General features: G+C 43.2%; 17 protein-coding genes. 8 read left to right on the top strand and 9 right to left on the bottom strand.

Translation table 11 applies throughout. From position 1 onward, the window contains the following. The first annotated feature begins 1 nt into the window (after position 1). On the top strand, positions 2 to 1189 hold the full coding sequence (gene coaBC, locus C3B73_RS10080) for a bifunctional phosphopantothenoylcysteine decarboxylase/phosphopantothenate--cysteine ligase CoaBC (RefSeq protein WP_103665480.1): 1188 nt from the start codon (positions 2 to 4) through the stop codon (positions 1187 to 1189). 65 nt (positions 1190 to 1254) lie between these two features. Here the strand turns inward: coaBC and C3B73_RS10075 are convergent, their stop codons facing one another. Further along, positions 1255 to 2400 carry a hypothetical protein gene (locus C3B73_RS10075; protein ID WP_103665479.1) on the bottom strand — a complete coding sequence of 382 codons (1146 nt, stop codon included), beginning with the start codon at positions 2398 to 2400 and terminating at the stop codon, positions 1255 to 1257. A 72-nt stretch (positions 2401 to 2472) separates the two neighbouring features. Between C3B73_RS10075 and C3B73_RS10070 the strand changes: the two genes are divergently transcribed. Together C3B73_RS10070 and C3B73_RS10065 are read left to right on the top strand one after the other, a co-directional pair. Continuing rightward, positions 2473 to 2907, top strand: coding sequence for a hypothetical protein (locus C3B73_RS10070; protein WP_103665478.1), 435 nt, complete (start codon positions 2473 to 2475; stop codon positions 2905 to 2907). 7 nt (positions 2908 to 2914) lie between these two features. Then, positions 2915 to 3766, top strand: coding sequence for a PGAP1-like alpha/beta domain-containing protein (locus C3B73_RS10065; RefSeq protein ID WP_103665477.1), 852 nt, complete (start codon positions 2915 to 2917; stop codon positions 3764 to 3766). Here C3B73_RS10065 and surE read toward each other — a convergent pair whose 3' ends face one another. From surE to C3B73_RS10030, 7 genes are all read right to left on the bottom strand, one after another. Next, positions 3767 to 4537, bottom strand: coding sequence for a 5'/3'-nucleotidase SurE (gene surE / locus C3B73_RS10060; protein ID WP_103665476.1), 771 nt, complete (start codon positions 4535 to 4537; stop codon positions 3767 to 3769). After that, positions 4534 to 5364, bottom strand: a complete 831-nt coding sequence (gene panB, locus C3B73_RS10055; protein WP_103665475.1) for a 3-methyl-2-oxobutanoate hydroxymethyltransferase — start codon at positions 5362 to 5364, stop codon at positions 4534 to 4536. Before panB ends, surE begins: the two co-directional genes overlap by 4 nt. Then, on the bottom strand, positions 5361 to 5795 hold the full coding sequence (gene fabZ / locus C3B73_RS10050; protein ID WP_103665474.1) for a 3-hydroxyacyl-ACP dehydratase FabZ: 435 nt from the start codon (positions 5793 to 5795) through the stop codon (positions 5361 to 5363). The genes panB and fabZ overlap by 4 nt, the downstream gene beginning before the upstream one ends. A 33-nt stretch (positions 5796 to 5828) precedes the next feature. Further along, positions 5829 to 6521, bottom strand: a complete 693-nt coding sequence (gene ubiE, locus C3B73_RS10045; protein WP_103665473.1) for a bifunctional demethylmenaquinone methyltransferase/2-methoxy-6-polyprenyl-1,4-benzoquinol methylase UbiE — start codon at positions 6519 to 6521, stop codon at positions 5829 to 5831. A 117-nt stretch (positions 6522 to 6638) separates the two neighbouring features. Then, positions 6639 to 7256 carry a histidine phosphatase family protein gene (locus C3B73_RS10040; RefSeq protein WP_103665472.1) on the bottom strand — a complete coding sequence of 206 codons (618 nt, stop codon included), beginning with the start codon at positions 7254 to 7256 and terminating at the stop codon, positions 6639 to 6641. Positions 7257 to 7273: 17 nt separating this feature from the next. Continuing rightward, entirely contained in the window at positions 7274 to 7951 is a 678-nt protein-coding gene (locus C3B73_RS10035) for a hypothetical protein (RefSeq protein WP_103665471.1), read from the bottom strand. Between the two features lie 31 nt (positions 7952 to 7982). Next, on the bottom strand, positions 7983 to 8684 hold the full coding sequence (locus C3B73_RS10030; protein ID WP_232803134.1) for a ComF family protein: 702 nt from the start codon (positions 8682 to 8684) through the stop codon (positions 7983 to 7985). Between the two features lie 98 nt (positions 8685 to 8782). Here C3B73_RS10030 and C3B73_RS10025 point away from each other — a divergent pair, with 98 nt between their 5' ends. From C3B73_RS10025 to C3B73_RS10005, 5 genes are all read left to right on the top strand, one after another. Beyond that, entirely contained in the window at positions 8783 to 9913 is a 1131-nt protein-coding gene (locus C3B73_RS10025) for a helix-turn-helix domain-containing protein (RefSeq protein WP_157939473.1), read from the top strand. Between the two features lie 22 nt (positions 9914 to 9935). Further along, a complete protein-coding gene (ligA, locus tag C3B73_RS10020; RefSeq protein WP_103665469.1) occupies positions 9936 to 11933 on the top strand; it encodes an NAD-dependent DNA ligase LigA in 1998 nt (665 codons plus the stop codon). Positions 11934 to 12036: 103 nt separating this feature from the next. Further along, positions 12037 to 13251, top strand: coding sequence for an alanine dehydrogenase (locus C3B73_RS10015; RefSeq protein WP_103665468.1), 1215 nt, complete (start codon positions 12037 to 12039; stop codon positions 13249 to 13251). A gap of 10 nt (positions 13252 to 13261) precedes the next feature. After that, positions 13262 to 13630 (top strand): hypothetical protein, encoded by a 369-nt coding sequence (locus C3B73_RS10010; RefSeq protein WP_103665467.1) that lies wholly within the window; start codon positions 13262 to 13264, stop codon positions 13628 to 13630. 152 nt (positions 13631 to 13782) lie between these two features. Beyond that, complete coding sequence (locus tag C3B73_RS10005; RefSeq protein WP_103665466.1) at positions 13783 to 14391, top strand: DUF6992 family protein; 609 nt, start codon at positions 13783 to 13785, stop codon at positions 14389 to 14391. On the opposite strand, the gene C3B73_RS10000 is transcribed toward C3B73_RS10005, so the two are convergent. Continuing rightward, the gene (locus tag C3B73_RS10000; protein ID WP_103665831.1) at positions 14392 to 14955 is read right to left on the bottom strand and encodes an RNA polymerase sigma factor; all 564 of its coding nucleotides are present in this window, start codon (positions 14953 to 14955) and stop codon (positions 14392 to 14394) included. It abuts the gene before it with no gap. Positions 14956 to 15429: the final 474 nt, after the last annotated feature.

The following is a 15429-nucleotide window of genomic DNA, read 5'->3' as shown; positions in this document are numbered from 1 at the left end:
CATGCTCTCCGGTAAACGCATAATTCTTGGTGTTACCGGAGGAATTGCAGCATATAAAGCTGCTTTTTTACTCAGAGAATTTCAAAAAGCGGGAGCTGAAGTCCGTGTCACCATGACCCCCTCGGCCACCCGCTTTGTTGGTTTAGAGACCTTTGCCTCCCTCTCCGGTCATAATGTAGCCGTTGATATCTTCCCGGAAGAAGGTGAATCCACAGATTGGACGCGCCATATCAATTGGGGAGAGTGGGCTGATCTGTTTGTGATCGCACCATGTACAGCTAACACCCTTGCCAAGATCGCGAACGGTATTTCCGATAATATGCTGACAAGTACCGTCTTAGCCGCCCGATGTCCCATTCTCATCTGCCCTACCATGGATGGTGAAATGTATGAAGCGCCGGGAGTCTCCAAAAATTTAGAAACTGTACAACAGCAGGGTTATCACATTCTTGAACCTGATAGTGGGTATTTAGCCAGCGGACTGGAAGGCAAAGGGCGATTACCGGAAATTGAATCAATTCTCGATAATGCTTCAGAAATCATCGGATCCATAAAAGGTCCCCTGGAAGGCAAGAAAGTGATCGTTACCGCAGGACCAACCAGAGAGCATCTCGATCCTGTGCGATTCATCTCAAACCCAAGTTCCGGTAAAATGGGCATTGCCATGGCACAGGCTGCACAGAAACTTGGAGCTGACGTAACCCTTATCCACGGCCCCCTTTCTGTTCCGGTTCCGGATGGTATACACGCTGAAAAGATCATCAGTGCTGCCGAGCTCTTTGAAGCCGTACAGAATTATCAGAATGCTGATGTCATCATCATGGCAGCGGCCGTTTCTGATTTCACTCCGGCTAGGGTCTATGACCAAAAGGTCAAGAAGTCAGGCGGGGAAAATAGCATCCCTCTTAAAAAGACCCGGGATATTCTGGCTTGGCTTGGCGAGCATAAAAAAGAGAGTCAAACCCTGATCGGTTTTGCTATGGAAACGGAAGATCTGATCAAAAATGCCACTCAAAAGCTTAAAAATAAGAATGCAGACTACATCGTAGCTAATTCACTGTCTGAATCCGGATCCGGCTTTGAATCTGATACTAACAAGGTTCATTTATTGAGTAAAGATTCTGACAAACCTTTCGAAGGAACCAAACGAGATATCGCTATTGAGATCCTGAATACGATATTCAGATAGAAAGTGATGAAGTTAAGAGTAATTATGTAGGCTACTTCATCACTTGATCACTCCATACTTTACCCCTAACACAACCATTTGTACACGCGATAGGTCTTAGCGATCCGGCAACCCAGGGCTTCGAGGCTTCGCCTCATGATCCAGTTCTTTTCACTCACAAACCCTCCTTCCAATACCTTTAAGTTTGGATAGAGTTCTTTGGTCCATTTAAATCCTTCAATAAAGACCAGAGCTTCCAATCCTCTTCCCCTGTACCGGGGATCGGTTCCAAAAGCTAACGGGCGGAATTTGACCGCTCTTTTCTTAAATCCGATCAGGCGGGGCAGTTGCCACCATTTTAAGGTCCCACCTGTTTTAGCGGATATTTCATGCAGATCGGGTACACTTACCAGGAATGAGGCCGGTTCACCATCCACAAAGGCTATCGGTGAGGTTCCGGGCATCAATACGGGTTTTAACTTCTTAACCATCTGACGGATCGTTTCCTCACTGATCCCGATAAATTCTTCCTCCCTTTCCTGTATGATCTGATCATGAAATGCCCGGTTATAGACCTTTCGGATCAGCTCTCCATCCCGAAGTAAATTTCTTTTGTTAATAGGGCGTATCTCAACATTATCCTTAGACTTCAACCGATCCGTAATGTTCAATAACCGTTCCGGTAACGGCTGATCCATCTGCAGTTGGTACATAAAAAGGTCATCAAATTTATCAGGCTTGGTTTGTTCAATCAGACCTTCATAATATTCGGGATGATACAGCATACCATACACATTATGATCCTTAAAACCATCGATCAAAACACCCCAGAAGGTGTCATTTTCTCCAAAATTGACCGGTCCCCGGAATCCACTGTAGCCTCTTTCACGATGCCAGTCTTTAGCATACTGAATGATGGCATTTGCTACCTCAGGATCATTCTGCATTTCAATAAACCCAATGCCACCAAGTTTTGGATCATAAACGATGTCTTTTTCGGGGTCTGTAAATACTGCAAAACGCCCCACTACCTCATTGTCATCATACACCAGAAACCGCTCACATTCTCCTCCCCTTTGGTACCGTTCATTTTTATCGGGGTTGAATATATTTTCAACTTCAAACCTGAATGGAGGTCTATACCACTTGTTTCCCTGATTTAATTTTTTCGGGAGCCTGTGAAACTCATCAATCTGTTCTTTTGTGGTAATTTTCCGGATCTGAATTGGCATATCCTTTTTTGACAGAAGTTTATAGATTTTGCGTAAGTTAAATTACTGAAATTTAGATACCAACAACGGTTCATGTTTAGTAAAAAAAACAGTAAAAAGATCATCACGGCCCTGCTTTTTATCTCCTGTGTGATAAGCGGGATCATATTGGCTTCTACTCCTGAAAGATCCGTCCACCGAATAGAAACGGGGGCACAACTTGATTCGTTGATCAACATGCACCTGTCTAATGCCCAAATTCTACAGGATCAGGTACGCACCTCAACCATTCGTATTGATACCAGTTTCACCAGGAAATTACTCCGGATACGCGTCCCATCCGTTTTTTCTAAAACCTTATTTCATGTTGACCTGCATAATGATCTGAGGAAGTATCGCATGGAGGTCCCGGCTATAATCAAATTTCCCTCCCGGGATATGCATATATACGTTTACTACAATAATACGGTGATCCGCACCCTAAGGCTGACTACCGATCCCGAACTTGATGAACTCACCACTGAATAATACCTAAATGCCTGACCGAAATAATTTACTTAAGCGATTTCAGTTACAGGAATTTCCCCAGCCGGAACTGGTTCAAATGAAATATCCGGTTTTTCTGTGCCACGGTTATGGGGCAATCGGTTCAGTCATCAAAAAAGGACCACTTCACGATCCCTGTATGCAGATTCGTGGTCATGGCGTTGCCGCTATTGCCCCGAATATCGTTCCATACGCCACGATCGAGACTCGTGCTGAAAATTGGGTGCGATTGATTCAAGAATTTTGTGATGACTATCAGTGTGAAAAGGTCAATGTAGTCTCTCACAGTATGGGAGGATTGGATATGCGTTTTGCGCTTTCAAATCTCGGTATAGCAGACAAAGTTGAGAGCCTTACAACGATCGCCACTCCTCATCACGGTTCCCCCTTAGCTGATCTGATACTCAAAACACCGGAACTGGTTACCGAAAAATTAAGTGTCATGTTCGATTGGTTTGGGGATAACATCTACCCTAAAATTAAGAGTGATGCCTTAGGGTCCCTCGAGCAGCTCACCGCAGATTACACTACACAAGTCTTTAATCCTGAAAACCCAGACGTGGAAGGTGTTTCCTATTATTCCTACAGTGCGGCCGTAGGAAAAGGCACCAAACATTCTGTTAATCCGGTACTCAAATTTCAGAATAACCAGATCTTTGACAGGGAAGGTATCAATGATACTTTTGTATCAGTTGAGAGTGCCAAATGGGCGGAGCATATTAAAACGATTCCCTTATCTCATATCTCACAGATGCATTTACAGATGAATAAGGAGAGTCAAAAGATCTATGAGCAGTTTTGGTTAGATCTTCTCAGACACCTGTCAGAAAAAGGTCACTGATCACTCATTCAAACTTCTCTCATCCACATTTTCCAGAAGACGATAAGCCGTCAGGTCATAATGGATCGGAGTGACCGATGCCAATCCACTATTCAATACATGAATATCCGAGTCTTTACCTTCGTCAAGTAATTCAAACTTACCGGTTAGCCAGTAATATTTTCTATCAAATGGATCTTTGCGGCCTTCGTATTCCTCAACATAACGGCTGTCAGCCTGACGCGTCCATTTTATATCGGTAAACTCTCCGGCCGGGGCATTCACATTCAGCGTAATGCCACGGGGCAATCCATTCTTCAATACAAAACCGATCACTCGTCTTGCTGCTTCCTTACAGCCATTCAGATTGGCATCCTCATTAAAGTCGGTACAGCTCACTGCTATGGAAGGATAACCAAGTATGGTCCCTTCCGTTGCAGCACTCACGGTTCCCGAATACATGATATTTATACCGGCATTACTTCCGTGATTGATCCCACTTACCACCAAATCAGGTTTTCTATCTAAGAGCTGACCGTGAGCTAATTTCACGCAGTCAGCCGGGGTACCATTTACGGCCTCCCCATCAAACTTTCCGGCTACTGTAAATTTACTCGACCTCAGCGGGACCTGAATGGTAATGGAATGCCCCACGGCACTTTGTTCCTTATCCGGAGCAACGATGTACACATCGCCGAACTCTGAAGCGACCTCAGCCAGCGCTTTAATACCAGGTGAAAAAATTCCGTCATCGTTACTAACTAAAATAAATGGTCTTTTGGTGTCGCTCATCCGCCGTATTGTTCGTCTTTATTTGGAAAATCCTTACTCTTTACATCTTTGATATAATTCTGAACAGCCTCGGTCATGACTGAATTCAGATCTGCGTATCTCCTCAAGAATCGTGGATTGAATTCTTTATTCAATCCCAGCATATCGTGGATCACCAATACTTGCCCATCGCATGAAGGGCCTGCTCCGATACCAATAGTTGGAATGGATAACTCGGCTGAAACTTTCGCTGCGAGATCTGCCGGAATCTTCTCAAGCACCAGCGAAAAGCATCCTGCTTCCTCCAGCAATTTGGCATCACGGATCAGATCATCCGCTTCTTCTGTTTCAGTTGCCCTTACCTTATAGGTGCCAAACTTATAAATGCTTTGGGGGGTCAACCCTAAATGCCCCATCACGGGAATACCTGCATCCACAATACGTTTGACTGTATCTACAATATACTTTCCGCCTTCAAGCTTGACGGCATGAGCACCGGCTTCTTTCATCATTCGCCCGGCACTGATCAAAGCCTCTTTAGTGGTTACCTGATAACTCATGAATGGAAGGTCAGCGATCACCAAAGCCCGATCAACTCCACGCACCACACAGGAGGTATGATAGATCATATGATCCAGTGTCATGGGTACCGTAGTTTCGTGTCCGGCCATCACATTACTGGCTGAGTCACCAACCAATATGATCTCAATACCTGCTTGATCGATGATCTGAGCCATGGTAAAGTCGTAAGCCGTCAGCATGGAGATCTTCTCCCCTTTGGCCTTCATATCCACCACGGTTTGGGTCGTTATTTTGGCAGGTTTTTCCGGAGATTTTTGAGTACTCATACATTCTCCCGCTGAACCAGTGCAGCAGATGCCTCAAGTTCGCACGCTACCTTACCATCAACGGTGGCCTTGCCGGTCATGGTTACAAAATTCCGTTTTTTACTCCCAAGCTCGACCTCAAGCATCAGCTGATCACCGGGTACTACTTGTTTGCGGAATTTGCACTTATTGATCCCGGTAAAAACCATCAGCGTATTTTCCGGATCTTCTGATTGTAACATCAGCATTAATGCTCCGGCCTGGGCTAAGGCTTCTACCTGAAGAACACCCGGCATGATCGGCTGCCCCGGAAAGTGACCGTTGAAGAATTCCTCATTTGCTGATACATTTTTATAGGCTTTAATGCTTTCTGCATCCACCTCTAACACCCTGTCCACTAATAGAAATGGATAGCGATGTGGTAGTATTTTTTTTATCTGTTCTATATCCATGAAACTGTTTTTTTAATTCGGGTCAGGAATATACTATTTCTGAACCACTCCTACATAAACGTATGCGATACCGGCCGTTAACTTTACGGCTCTACGGCTTTCAAAAGAACCGGATTCATCCATTAAAGCCAGAAACTTGTTACCGGCTGGGAATTTGGCACTGGTTCTCGGCAGGTAGGTGTAAGCCTCCCGGTTGCCACTTAACCATCCACCAATTGCCGGCATGATGTGTTGACTATATAATTCGTAAGGAAATTTCATCAATCCTCTTGGCTGACCAAATTCCAGTACCACAACCCGTCCACCCGGTTTTACGACTCGAGCCATCTCTTTTAAGGCGATAACAGGTTCATCTACATTTCTGATGCCAAATGCGATACTGGCGATATCAAACTTATTATCCTCGTATGGCAGATCCATCGCGTCTGCCACTTCAAAATCGATGACCAGCCCGGCATTTTCAGCTTTAGCCGGAGCGGGTTCGATCATAGGGGCACAGAAATCGGTTCCTAGAACATACCCGGAATCACCCACGGTTTTCTTGAATTCGATAGCCAGATCTCCGGTTCCGGTTGCACAATCCAGCACATGATCTCCATCATGGGCACCACTTTCAAGAACGGCTTTTTTTCTCCATGCATGATGCACTCCAAAGGAAAGCACGCTGTTGATCCGATCGTAATCATCGGCTATATCGGCAAACATGGATCTTACTTTTTCACTCATACTTTTTTAATTCTTTTAGCTTTCGAATATCAAAAACAAGAAGCTGATTAAAATGGTTCTTACAGCCTGCAAAGATAAGCAATTAATGACAGTTCAATTAGTAAAGATTGATGAAGATCAAACCAGCTCAGACAGATGATCCGTCATATTTAGCTGAACTGCTTCAAAGGAACCATCTATCCATTTCAAATGATTGATCGCACCATTTTGGTGTTCAATCTTATGCATATTCTTTAAACCAAATCCGAGCCACTCAGATAATAAAATTCGGGTCAATCTTCCGTGGATCATGAATACAATATTTTCATTTTCAGAGGTCTTGAGCACTTCCGTGACTTTTGCATTAGCCCGGTCAAAAGCTTCCTTTGGCGATTCACCATTATTTGGAGCATAGGTTACATTTCCTGACATCCACTGTTCATGAACCTCGAGTACATCTCCCCTGATCTGTTTAAATGATTGCCCCTCAAGAATACCAAAGTTGATCTCATCCAGCTCAGAATATTTTTCAACTACCAATCCTCTTTCTGAAGCAATAGGCTCAACGGTCTCATGTGTTCTCCTTAATCCACTGGCTACCACTCGATGGATCTCGTAGGGCCTGAGTGCATTTTTAATAGCCTCAGCTTGCCGTTTTCCTATCTCATTGATAGATGCATCAATACTTCTTCCCTGAATGATGCCTGCTTTATTGTTATCTGTTTCACCATGACGGATAAAGAATAACTGCCTCATAAAAATTCTGCGATGACCTACTTTTTCTTTTTTGTTTTGTGATAGTTTGCAACCCTGATCAATTCTTTTTCCATTTCCTGAACTTTACCCGTCAGGCTGCCAACTTTCATTCCGTATCTGATGAGTATCATATTCAGGATCCGGTCCTGTCTCGATACGCCTTTTTTTCCCGAAGTTTTACTTATCACGAATTTCACCAACATTCCCAATAAGCCTACCTTATAAAGAAAGAACAACCCCAATCCGTACCAAACGGCACTGAAATCGATCGTAATTCCAAGGCCTGAGATAAAATCATTGAAAGTCATTCCTATGAGGAAGATCGCCGACAAAGTGTAAACAAAACCATCATTATTTAGGGTTTTTGCGATCGGAGTTGCAGTCACATTCACAAATACACTTGTGTTAAAGTACCAGGCAACGTAAAACAGCAGTGATATTCCGGTTGCAAATAGTGGGTTTACCATTGCATACACCAGAAAGAAATAAAGCATAAGTGCTAACCCATCTGAGCTCTTCACCCAGGCATCCGCTTCCCTGATGATTCTTTCCAATGGGAATTCTTTGAGTAATCCGGGCACATATTTTTCAATTCCATCCCTTGTTATATGATACCAGTTACCCTCTGATGTGGTGATGCCATCAGGTAATTCCAGCATCTGCCACTCATTCCGTCCTCTTTTAAAATTTTCCATGCATCAAATATACCTTTAATAACACACTCTTTCATGCCTGAGCAACGGTTACGATCGCTATTTTTTCACAATGGGAGGCTTTAATGACAGAAGCTAATTCAAATGTGGTTGACCCCGTCGTAAATACATCATCCACAATGATGATATTTTTCCCATTCACTGAATCCGGATGGACTACTTTAAAGGCATTTTCAATATTCCTTCTTCGCTTTTCCAGCGAGAATCCGGTTTGGGTCTTAGTATTCTTAATGCGGATCACCGCTTTTTTTGATATGATCTCTCCCCCAGCAACCTCAGCAATCCCCTTTGCTATATAATATGCCTGATTATACCCTCTCATTCTTCTCTTTTTAGGGTGAAGAGGTACCGGTAACAATTGGTATGGCTCCAGTAAGAATGAACTCATGAGCGAATTCTTTTTCATACTAACCGCAAGCTGCCTTCCAATATCCACCCCAACTCCCGTTATACGATGGTACTTCAATTGGTGAAGCAATTCCTGTAAATACCCGCCTTTATCAAAGGTCCATAAGGCATGTTGAAGCTGAATACCTTCAGGTAAAAGGATCCCATCAGACGTAACCGAACCTTTTGGTACCGTCTCCTCGAATTTTGAGCTCAGACATTCCACACAGAGCACATTTTCTTTGGGTGATAAACTGTGCCCGCAAACCACGCAAACCCTGGGAAATAGGATTTCCAGTATTCCTTCTTTAAAACGTTTTGCACCCATTTTTACCCCCTTTACATTTAATGCAAAAGTTTGCTTTTCCTAACACAATATATTACTTAGCTTCTCACAGATATTGTTTAGGACCCAAATCAGATTCTATGTCTCTCGGAAAAGATCTTGCCTACATTCGAAAAAAACAAAACCTCTCTTTAGAGGATATACAAAACGAAATTAAAATTCCTCTTCAAACGCTGAAAAGTATTGAAGATGGGTCCATTTTTACGGATTCGGGAGAAACCAAGACCTACATCCGAAGTTTTGTTAGAAGCTATGCCAAAGTACTCGGACTTGCAGACGATGATGTTGTTCAAGCCCTAAATGAAATGGAGGCCGGAACCTATTCCGGAAGCTTGCTGGCAGACACCAAAAAACCGGATGAAGTTTATCAGGATATCGAGAAGATCGATACCTCCAAAGATGCAGAGCCGGTAAAAGAAGACTCTGAGACTGGATCAAAGGTAACAGCAGACTCTGAACATGAACCTAAACCCAAGCCAAAACAGCCATCGGAATCCACACCTGCCTATACCCCTCCTAAACCAAAACCCGTACCGGCAACGGATGTCAACTCGGTTAACTGGGCAGATATGGGGAAAAAATTCACCTCTGTCAGAAAACATTCAAATTTATGGGTGATCATCTCATTTTTTATCGTTTTGGTGATCGCCATTCTTGCAACCATTTTTTATTGGGATTCCCTTTCATCGGTTTTCAGCGAAGATCCACAACCGGAACCTCAAACTGAAGTGATTGATCCCTCTGCTCCACCTTCTGAAACCCAAATACCAGAAGCAGAAAATACCATCCCAACTCAAATTCCAACCACAAGCGAAACCGGTGAACCTGAACAACCAGCTAACCAAGCCATTCAGAGCCTTGATGATACGCTCACTGTAACCGTTTACGCTGCTTTTGATAAACTGGAACCGGTGAGAGTAACCAGTGATTTTAACTGGAAAACCAATCCTTTCTGGATGGAACAGGGAAATGCATTTAATTTTGACTTCCGCGATAGTCTTTTGATTGATGGACAGTACAGTCGGATGCTTTTACTGTTCAACGGACATATTATTGAAAACCCTCGTCAATCATACTTTGATGAGACTTTTAATGCGGTATTGATCACACGTTCAATTCTGGATCAACCCCGATTCCTTGAAGCAGCTCCGGCTGAATTTCCGTTAGAAATTGGAGCTCCGGACAGCACCGAATATGTCATCCGCTATTAGTTAGTAAGTACCCTATTATTTCATGAATAAAAGCGAAGCTAAAGCACGTGTCCAGGAATTACGTGAACTGTTAAATAAAGCAAATCAGGCCTATTACCAGGAGGCTCTTCCATTCATCAGTGATAAAGAGTTTGATGAAAAACTAAAAGAGCTTCAAACCCTTGAGAGTGAATTTGACCTGCACGAACCTGATTCCCCCACTAAACGGGTTGGTGGCGAAGTGTCTTCGAACTTTGAAACAGTGCAACATCCGGTTCCCTTATTAAGCCTTGATAACACGTATAATGAGGACGAACTGAATGATTTTGATGGCCGGGTCAAAAAGATACTCGGGCACGACAACTACGATTATATGGTCGAATTAAAGTTCGACGGTGCTTCCATCCGGCTCAGATATGAGAATAGAAAATTTGTACTTGGGGCCACACGTGGGGATGGTCAACAGGGAGATGATATCACAAACAATTTGAAAACGATTCAGGATATCCCGCTTGAATTACCCGAACAAGCCCCGGATATCGTTGAGGTACGTGGCGAGGCATACATGGAAAGAGAAGCCTTTGCACGATTAAACGAACGGCGTGAAGAGGAAGGCCTTAATGTATTCGCCAACCCGCGTAATTCCACTGCCGGTTCCCTTAAAATGCAGGATCCAAAAGCGGTTGCACAACGCCCCATACGTTTCTTTGCATTCGATCTGATCCTCGAAAATGAGGATGAATCACTAACGCAATTTAAAAAGGCCGAACTGTTACAGGAATTCGGGATACCGGTTTCCGAACACTACCGCATCTGCTCAAAGATCGATGAAGTTCATGCTATTATTCAGGAATGGGATGACCTAAGGCACAAACTGCCTTACGAAACGGATGGTGTGGTCATTAAAGTGAATCAAAGCCACTATCGTGATCAGTTAGGAACTACCTCCAAATTCCCACGTTGGGCCATTGCCTATAAATTCGAAGCGGAACAGGCTACCACCAGGATCAATGATATCACACTGCAGGTAGGCCGACTCGGCACCATCACTCCAGTTGCAGAACTTGAAGCCGTAGAACTGGCCGGAACTACTGTAAAACGAGCCTCACTGCATAATGAAGATGAGATCAGGCGCAAAGATATTCGTATCGGTGATACCGTAGTGGTCGAAAAAGCCGGCGAGATCATTCCTCAGGTTATCAATGTAGTCAACCCGGATCGTGAGGACCGGAACCCACCGTTCCGTTTCCCTGAAAATTGTCCTGCCTGCGACTCAGAGTTGATCAAGTATGAGGATGAAGTTGCCTGGCGTTGTGTGAATCCAACATGTCCGCCACAGGTTCGCATTCGAATAGAACATTTCGCCTCCCGAGATGCCATGGATATTGAGGGACTTGGAGAATCTGTGGTCGATCAGTTGGTATCTGCCGGTCTTATTCAAACCTATGCTGATCTTTATGAGCTGCAGAAAGATCAGATCAGAGATCTGGAGCGAATGGCTGAAAAAAGTGCTCAAAATTTGATCGATGCGATTGAGAAAAGTAAAGAGCAACCTTATGAAAAAGTGATCTATGCCCTGGGTATTCGTTTTGTTGGTAAGACCGTGGCTAAAGATCTGGCTAAAGCCTTCAAATCCATGGAACAGCTTCAATCTGTAACTGAATCCGATCTGGAGGCGGTTGATTCCATTGGTCCCCGCATTGCTGAATCTGTGGTTTCATTCTTCCGTAACGATAAGAACCGGCAGATCGTGGATACACTTAAAGCACACGGCCTGCAATTTGAACTCGAGGAGGAAGAGCTTGCTTCTAACATATTTGAAGGAAAGAAATTTGTACTCACCGGCTCCCTCCCAACACTCACCAGAAAAGAAGCCACAGAACTGATCGAAAAACATGGAGGCAAAACTGCCTCTTCCGTAAGTGGAAATACGGATTATGTTTTGGCCGGTGAATCTGCCGGCAGCAAACTGGATAAAGCCAAAAAATTAGGAGTTTCTGTACTTGATGAGGAAAATTTCAGGGAAATGATCGGGGAATAAGTACAAAACCAATTTTATGCTTACGGTGCCATATTAATGCTGATTCTCTCACTCTTCCACAAATTTCCCTATCTTCGAAAAAATCACACTTAGCCCACTCCTCATGGATATAAAGCCCCTTGATACTGAACAGATAGGATTGAAGACACTTGAGAAACACCTGATCCGTTCCAAAAGTCAGGTTTCCCTAAAGATCGGATTGCCCAAAGAGATATCCTACGATGAACGCCGCGTATCATTGACACCCGGTGGAGTGTCCGTTTTAAAAGCCAATGGGCATGAGATCTTCATTGAGACCGGTGCCGGTGAAGCAGCAAACTTTTCAGATCGGGAATATGCCGATGCAGGAGCTGAGATTGCTTACAGTAGTGAGGATGTGTTCAGGAAATCAGAGCTGATCCTTAAGATCGCCCCACTTATTGAAGAAGAATTTGAATACTTACAGCCCGATCAGTCTATTATTTCGGCTTTGCACATTGGCAGCCAAACCAAAAACTATCTGGAAACTTTCGCAAAGAAGTCTATTACCGGAATCGGTTATGAATACATTCAGGGCGAGGACAAGGAATTTCCCATTGTGCGGATGATGCACGAAATAACCGGATCAATGTCTGTTCAGATCGCTGCTCACTATCTGGAAAGTATGAGTGGTGGGCAGGGTATCATGCTTGGTGGAATTTCCGGGGTTCCTCCGGCTACTGTTGTCATTCTGGGAGCGGGTATCACCGGTGAATATGCGGCACGTACAGCATTGGGATACGGAGCCCAGGTATTTGTAATGGATACTGACCTCACCGCTTTACGCAGACTGGAAAATGCACTGGATCGAAGGATCATTACAGCCGTTGCAAATCATCAGTACCTAAATTCGGCACTAAAATTTGCAGATGTGATCATCGGGGCAGCCATGGCTGAGGGTGAACGCTCCCCATGCTGGGTAACCGAGGAAATGATCGCTGCCATGAAACCCGGAAGTGTGGTCGTTGACACCGTTATAGATCAAGGTGGATGCGTGGCCACTAGCCGTCAGACCTCACATTCCAACCCGGTGTACTCGCAACATGAAGTGATCCACCACTGTGTGCCCAATATTCCGGCTAACGTACCCCGTACTGCCACTTATGCACTCAACAATGTGCTGGTTCCCTACATCCTTTCTATTGGTGATGCCGGTGGCATCAAAGAATGCCTTTGGGAAAATGTGGCATTGAGAAACGGAACATATTCATACAAGAATAACATCACTAAAAAATCTCTGGCTAAAATGTTTGATATGCCCTATCGGGAAATTGAAATGTTAATTGCTTCCCAAATTTAGGCAGGATCTTATGTCTGAGCTTAATGAATCGAATTATAAGCGCATTGCGATCATTAACTGGATATTGACCATTCCGATGATCGTGCTATTTGCGTGGCCATATCATTTGGCGAGTGGACTTCTCGACATTAACGTGAACCTAAAGTTCATCGGGTCTTTATTATTCGCTGCTCCCTTTATGCTTACCATCCTGCACGGGCATGTTACCATGGCTTTGGGAGCCGTTCATCGCCATCATTACTATGAATGGATGACAGAAGAAAAACCTCTGACCTTTGGACTTCTGTTTCACCCTGTTTTTGTTAAAACACGATTCAGGTTAATACTGCTTGTGATCAGCTTAATCATTTTACCTGTTGCCTACCTTTTGGGGTTATGATTGGTTGTTGAAATCTTAGAGTCAATTTAATTAATCTTGTTCACCAATAAGCTTTCTCAGAAATATACAAAGTTGAGAATGCTGGGTTAGATTCTGTTGTTTTTATTACTATCAAAGTCCTTTCTATCCTAACCTCATCCAATGTTTTTGATATGCGTTACATTAAAATTTTGACTGCCTTTTTTATTTTTTTCGCTCTTTTTACAGTCATTTTACCTGATCTGTTACACGCACAAAATGGTACATTTGACGCTCAAAATTACGCACAAAAATCTTTTGAACTGCAAAAAAAGGGTATGATTTTGCTGGGAAGCTGGGCAACTTTGAATCTGATTTCCGGTTCAACCGGTTACTTTCTGAGCGAGAATGACAATAAATATTTTCACCAAATGAACGCCGGCTGGAATCTTGTGAACCTCGGAATAGCCGGTTTCGCGCTTTATAATTTAGGCCAATCTGATCCTTCTGTTTTAAGCTATTCTGATACTGTTTCTGAACTGCAAAACCTGGATAAGATCCTGCTATTTAATGCGGGTTTGGATCTTGGATATATGGCAACCGGAGCCTGGCTTTGGGAAAGAGGGATCAGGAAGCAATCACACAGACTGAAAGGCTATGGTAAATCACTTTTGGTACAGGGAGGCTTTCTACTGGTTTTTGATGTGATCCTATATTTGATGCACTCCCCGATTACCAAAGAGGCTATTTATTATGCTGATCTATTTGAGATCACTGCTAATGGTTTCAGGATAAACTTTTGATCACTGATTTGATTTACGCTTAAAACAGTGGTGCAATCGGCTTAGAATACGGTGCTTCTTTGTCCTGACATTTGCGTTAGACAGGTCAAATTCCTCAACAGCATCATCTGTGCTGGCATCAGGCCTATCCATAAAGTATTCGATAAATTCCCTGGATTTCTTTCTCAATTCTCCCAGGCATTCTTCAAGAATTCTTTGCCGTTCCTTATCTAACAGGTTTTGAAACTGCTCTTCAGGCTCGTATATCTCACTGAATGACTCTTCATCATATTCAAACTTATGTTCCCTTTTCACATATCGTATGTACTCGTGCCTGCATGATTTTATCAGATAACTGAATATATACTTATTGTTCTTGATATTATTCTTTCTGATCTGTTCAAATACATCAAGAAAAGCCTGTTGTACACATTCTTTTGCAGCATTTACTTCTGCACTCATTACAACCTGCAGATAGTCCTCCAGCCTTGGGATCACTTCTGAGAGCAGTTCACTTGCTTTGGCTTCATTTCCTTTCTGAAGCGCTTCAACCAATTCTGAATAATCGACTCTTTGTTGTGCCAAACCTACCAACTAGTTATTAATATTCTTCCAACCTCTGTAGTTATCAGATAACAAGGTATGCTAAATACCCTGTCCCTTAAAATCTAAGAAATTGAATTCACCTCCAATAATAACTGATTTTTTTTGAATTATTAATCCATTTTAATCTTTTAGTGGCAGCTATAATTATTAAAAATTAGATTAATCCTGTAACAATAAGTGTAGTAAACACTCATGTACTGGAGGATCGATATGTTTTATACATATTTATTACCTCAAAATTAAATTGTAACAATGAGTGTAAAACATACTCTTGAACTTGACCATAAGTACACAAATAACTCAAATTAAAATCCTATTACCATGAAATCACTTAAATCAACCATTGCCCTGTTATCCATCGTTGCCCTCTCTTTCGGATGCGCCTCCGTGAGCGACGCCTCCCTGACCGAAGAGCTGGCCAAGCAGCCTGAAACCGTCACCAATGCCCCTGAC

The organism is Gracilimonas amylolytica, from assembly GCF_002911695.1.
Classification (GTDB): domain Bacteria; phylum Bacteroidota; class Rhodothermia; order Balneolales; family Balneolaceae; genus Gracilimonas; species Gracilimonas amylolytica.
The sequence above is the reverse complement of the archived record's forward strand: the minus strand, read 5'-3'. Positions and strand labels throughout refer to the sequence as shown.

Bases quoted from the DNA above. Each gene is read 5' to 3' on its own strand.
- coaBC (WP_103665480.1), top strand. From the start codon at position 2: ATGCTCTCCGGTAAACGCATAATTCTTGGTGTTACCGGAGGAATTGCA.
- C3B73_RS10075 (WP_103665479.1), bottom strand. From the start codon at position 2,400: ATGCCAATTCAGATCCGGAAAATTACCACAAAAGAACAGATTGATGAG.
- C3B73_RS10070 (WP_103665478.1), top strand. From the start codon at position 2,473: ATGTTTAGTAAAAAAAACAGTAAAAAGATCATCACGGCCCTGCTTTTT.
- C3B73_RS10065 (WP_103665477.1), top strand. From the start codon at position 2,915: ATGCCTGACCGAAATAATTTACTTAAGCGATTTCAGTTACAGGAATTT.
- surE (WP_103665476.1), bottom strand. From the start codon at position 4,537: ATGAGCGACACCAAAAGACCATTTATTTTAGTTAGTAACGATGACGGA.
- panB (WP_103665475.1), bottom strand. From the start codon at position 5,364: ATGAGTACTCAAAAATCTCCGGAAAAACCTGCCAAAATAACGACCCAA.
- fabZ (WP_103665474.1), bottom strand. From the start codon at position 5,795: ATGGATATAGAACAGATAAAAAAAATACTACCACATCGCTATCCATTT.
- ubiE (WP_103665473.1), bottom strand. From the start codon at position 6,521: ATGAGTGAAAAAGTAAGATCCATGTTTGCCGATATAGCCGATGATTAC.
- C3B73_RS10040 (WP_103665472.1), bottom strand. From the start codon at position 7,256: ATGAGGCAGTTATTCTTTATCCGTCATGGTGAAACAGATAACAATAAA.
- C3B73_RS10035 (WP_103665471.1), bottom strand. From the start codon at position 7,951: ATGGAAAATTTTAAAAGAGGACGGAATGAGTGGCAGATGCTGGAATTA.
- C3B73_RS10030 (WP_232803134.1), bottom strand. From the start codon at position 8,684: ATGGGTGCAAAACGTTTTAAAGAAGGAATACTGGAAATCCTATTTCCC.
- C3B73_RS10025 (WP_157939473.1), top strand. From the start codon at position 8,783: ATGTCTCTCGGAAAAGATCTTGCCTACATTCGAAAAAAACAAAACCTC.
- ligA (WP_103665469.1), top strand. From the start codon at position 9,936: ATGAATAAAAGCGAAGCTAAAGCACGTGTCCAGGAATTACGTGAACTG.
- C3B73_RS10015 (WP_103665468.1), top strand. From the start codon at position 12,037: ATGGATATAAAGCCCCTTGATACTGAACAGATAGGATTGAAGACACTT.
- C3B73_RS10010 (WP_103665467.1), top strand. From the start codon at position 13,262: ATGTCTGAGCTTAATGAATCGAATTATAAGCGCATTGCGATCATTAAC.
- C3B73_RS10005 (WP_103665466.1), top strand. From the start codon at position 13,783: ATGCGTTACATTAAAATTTTGACTGCCTTTTTTATTTTTTTCGCTCTT.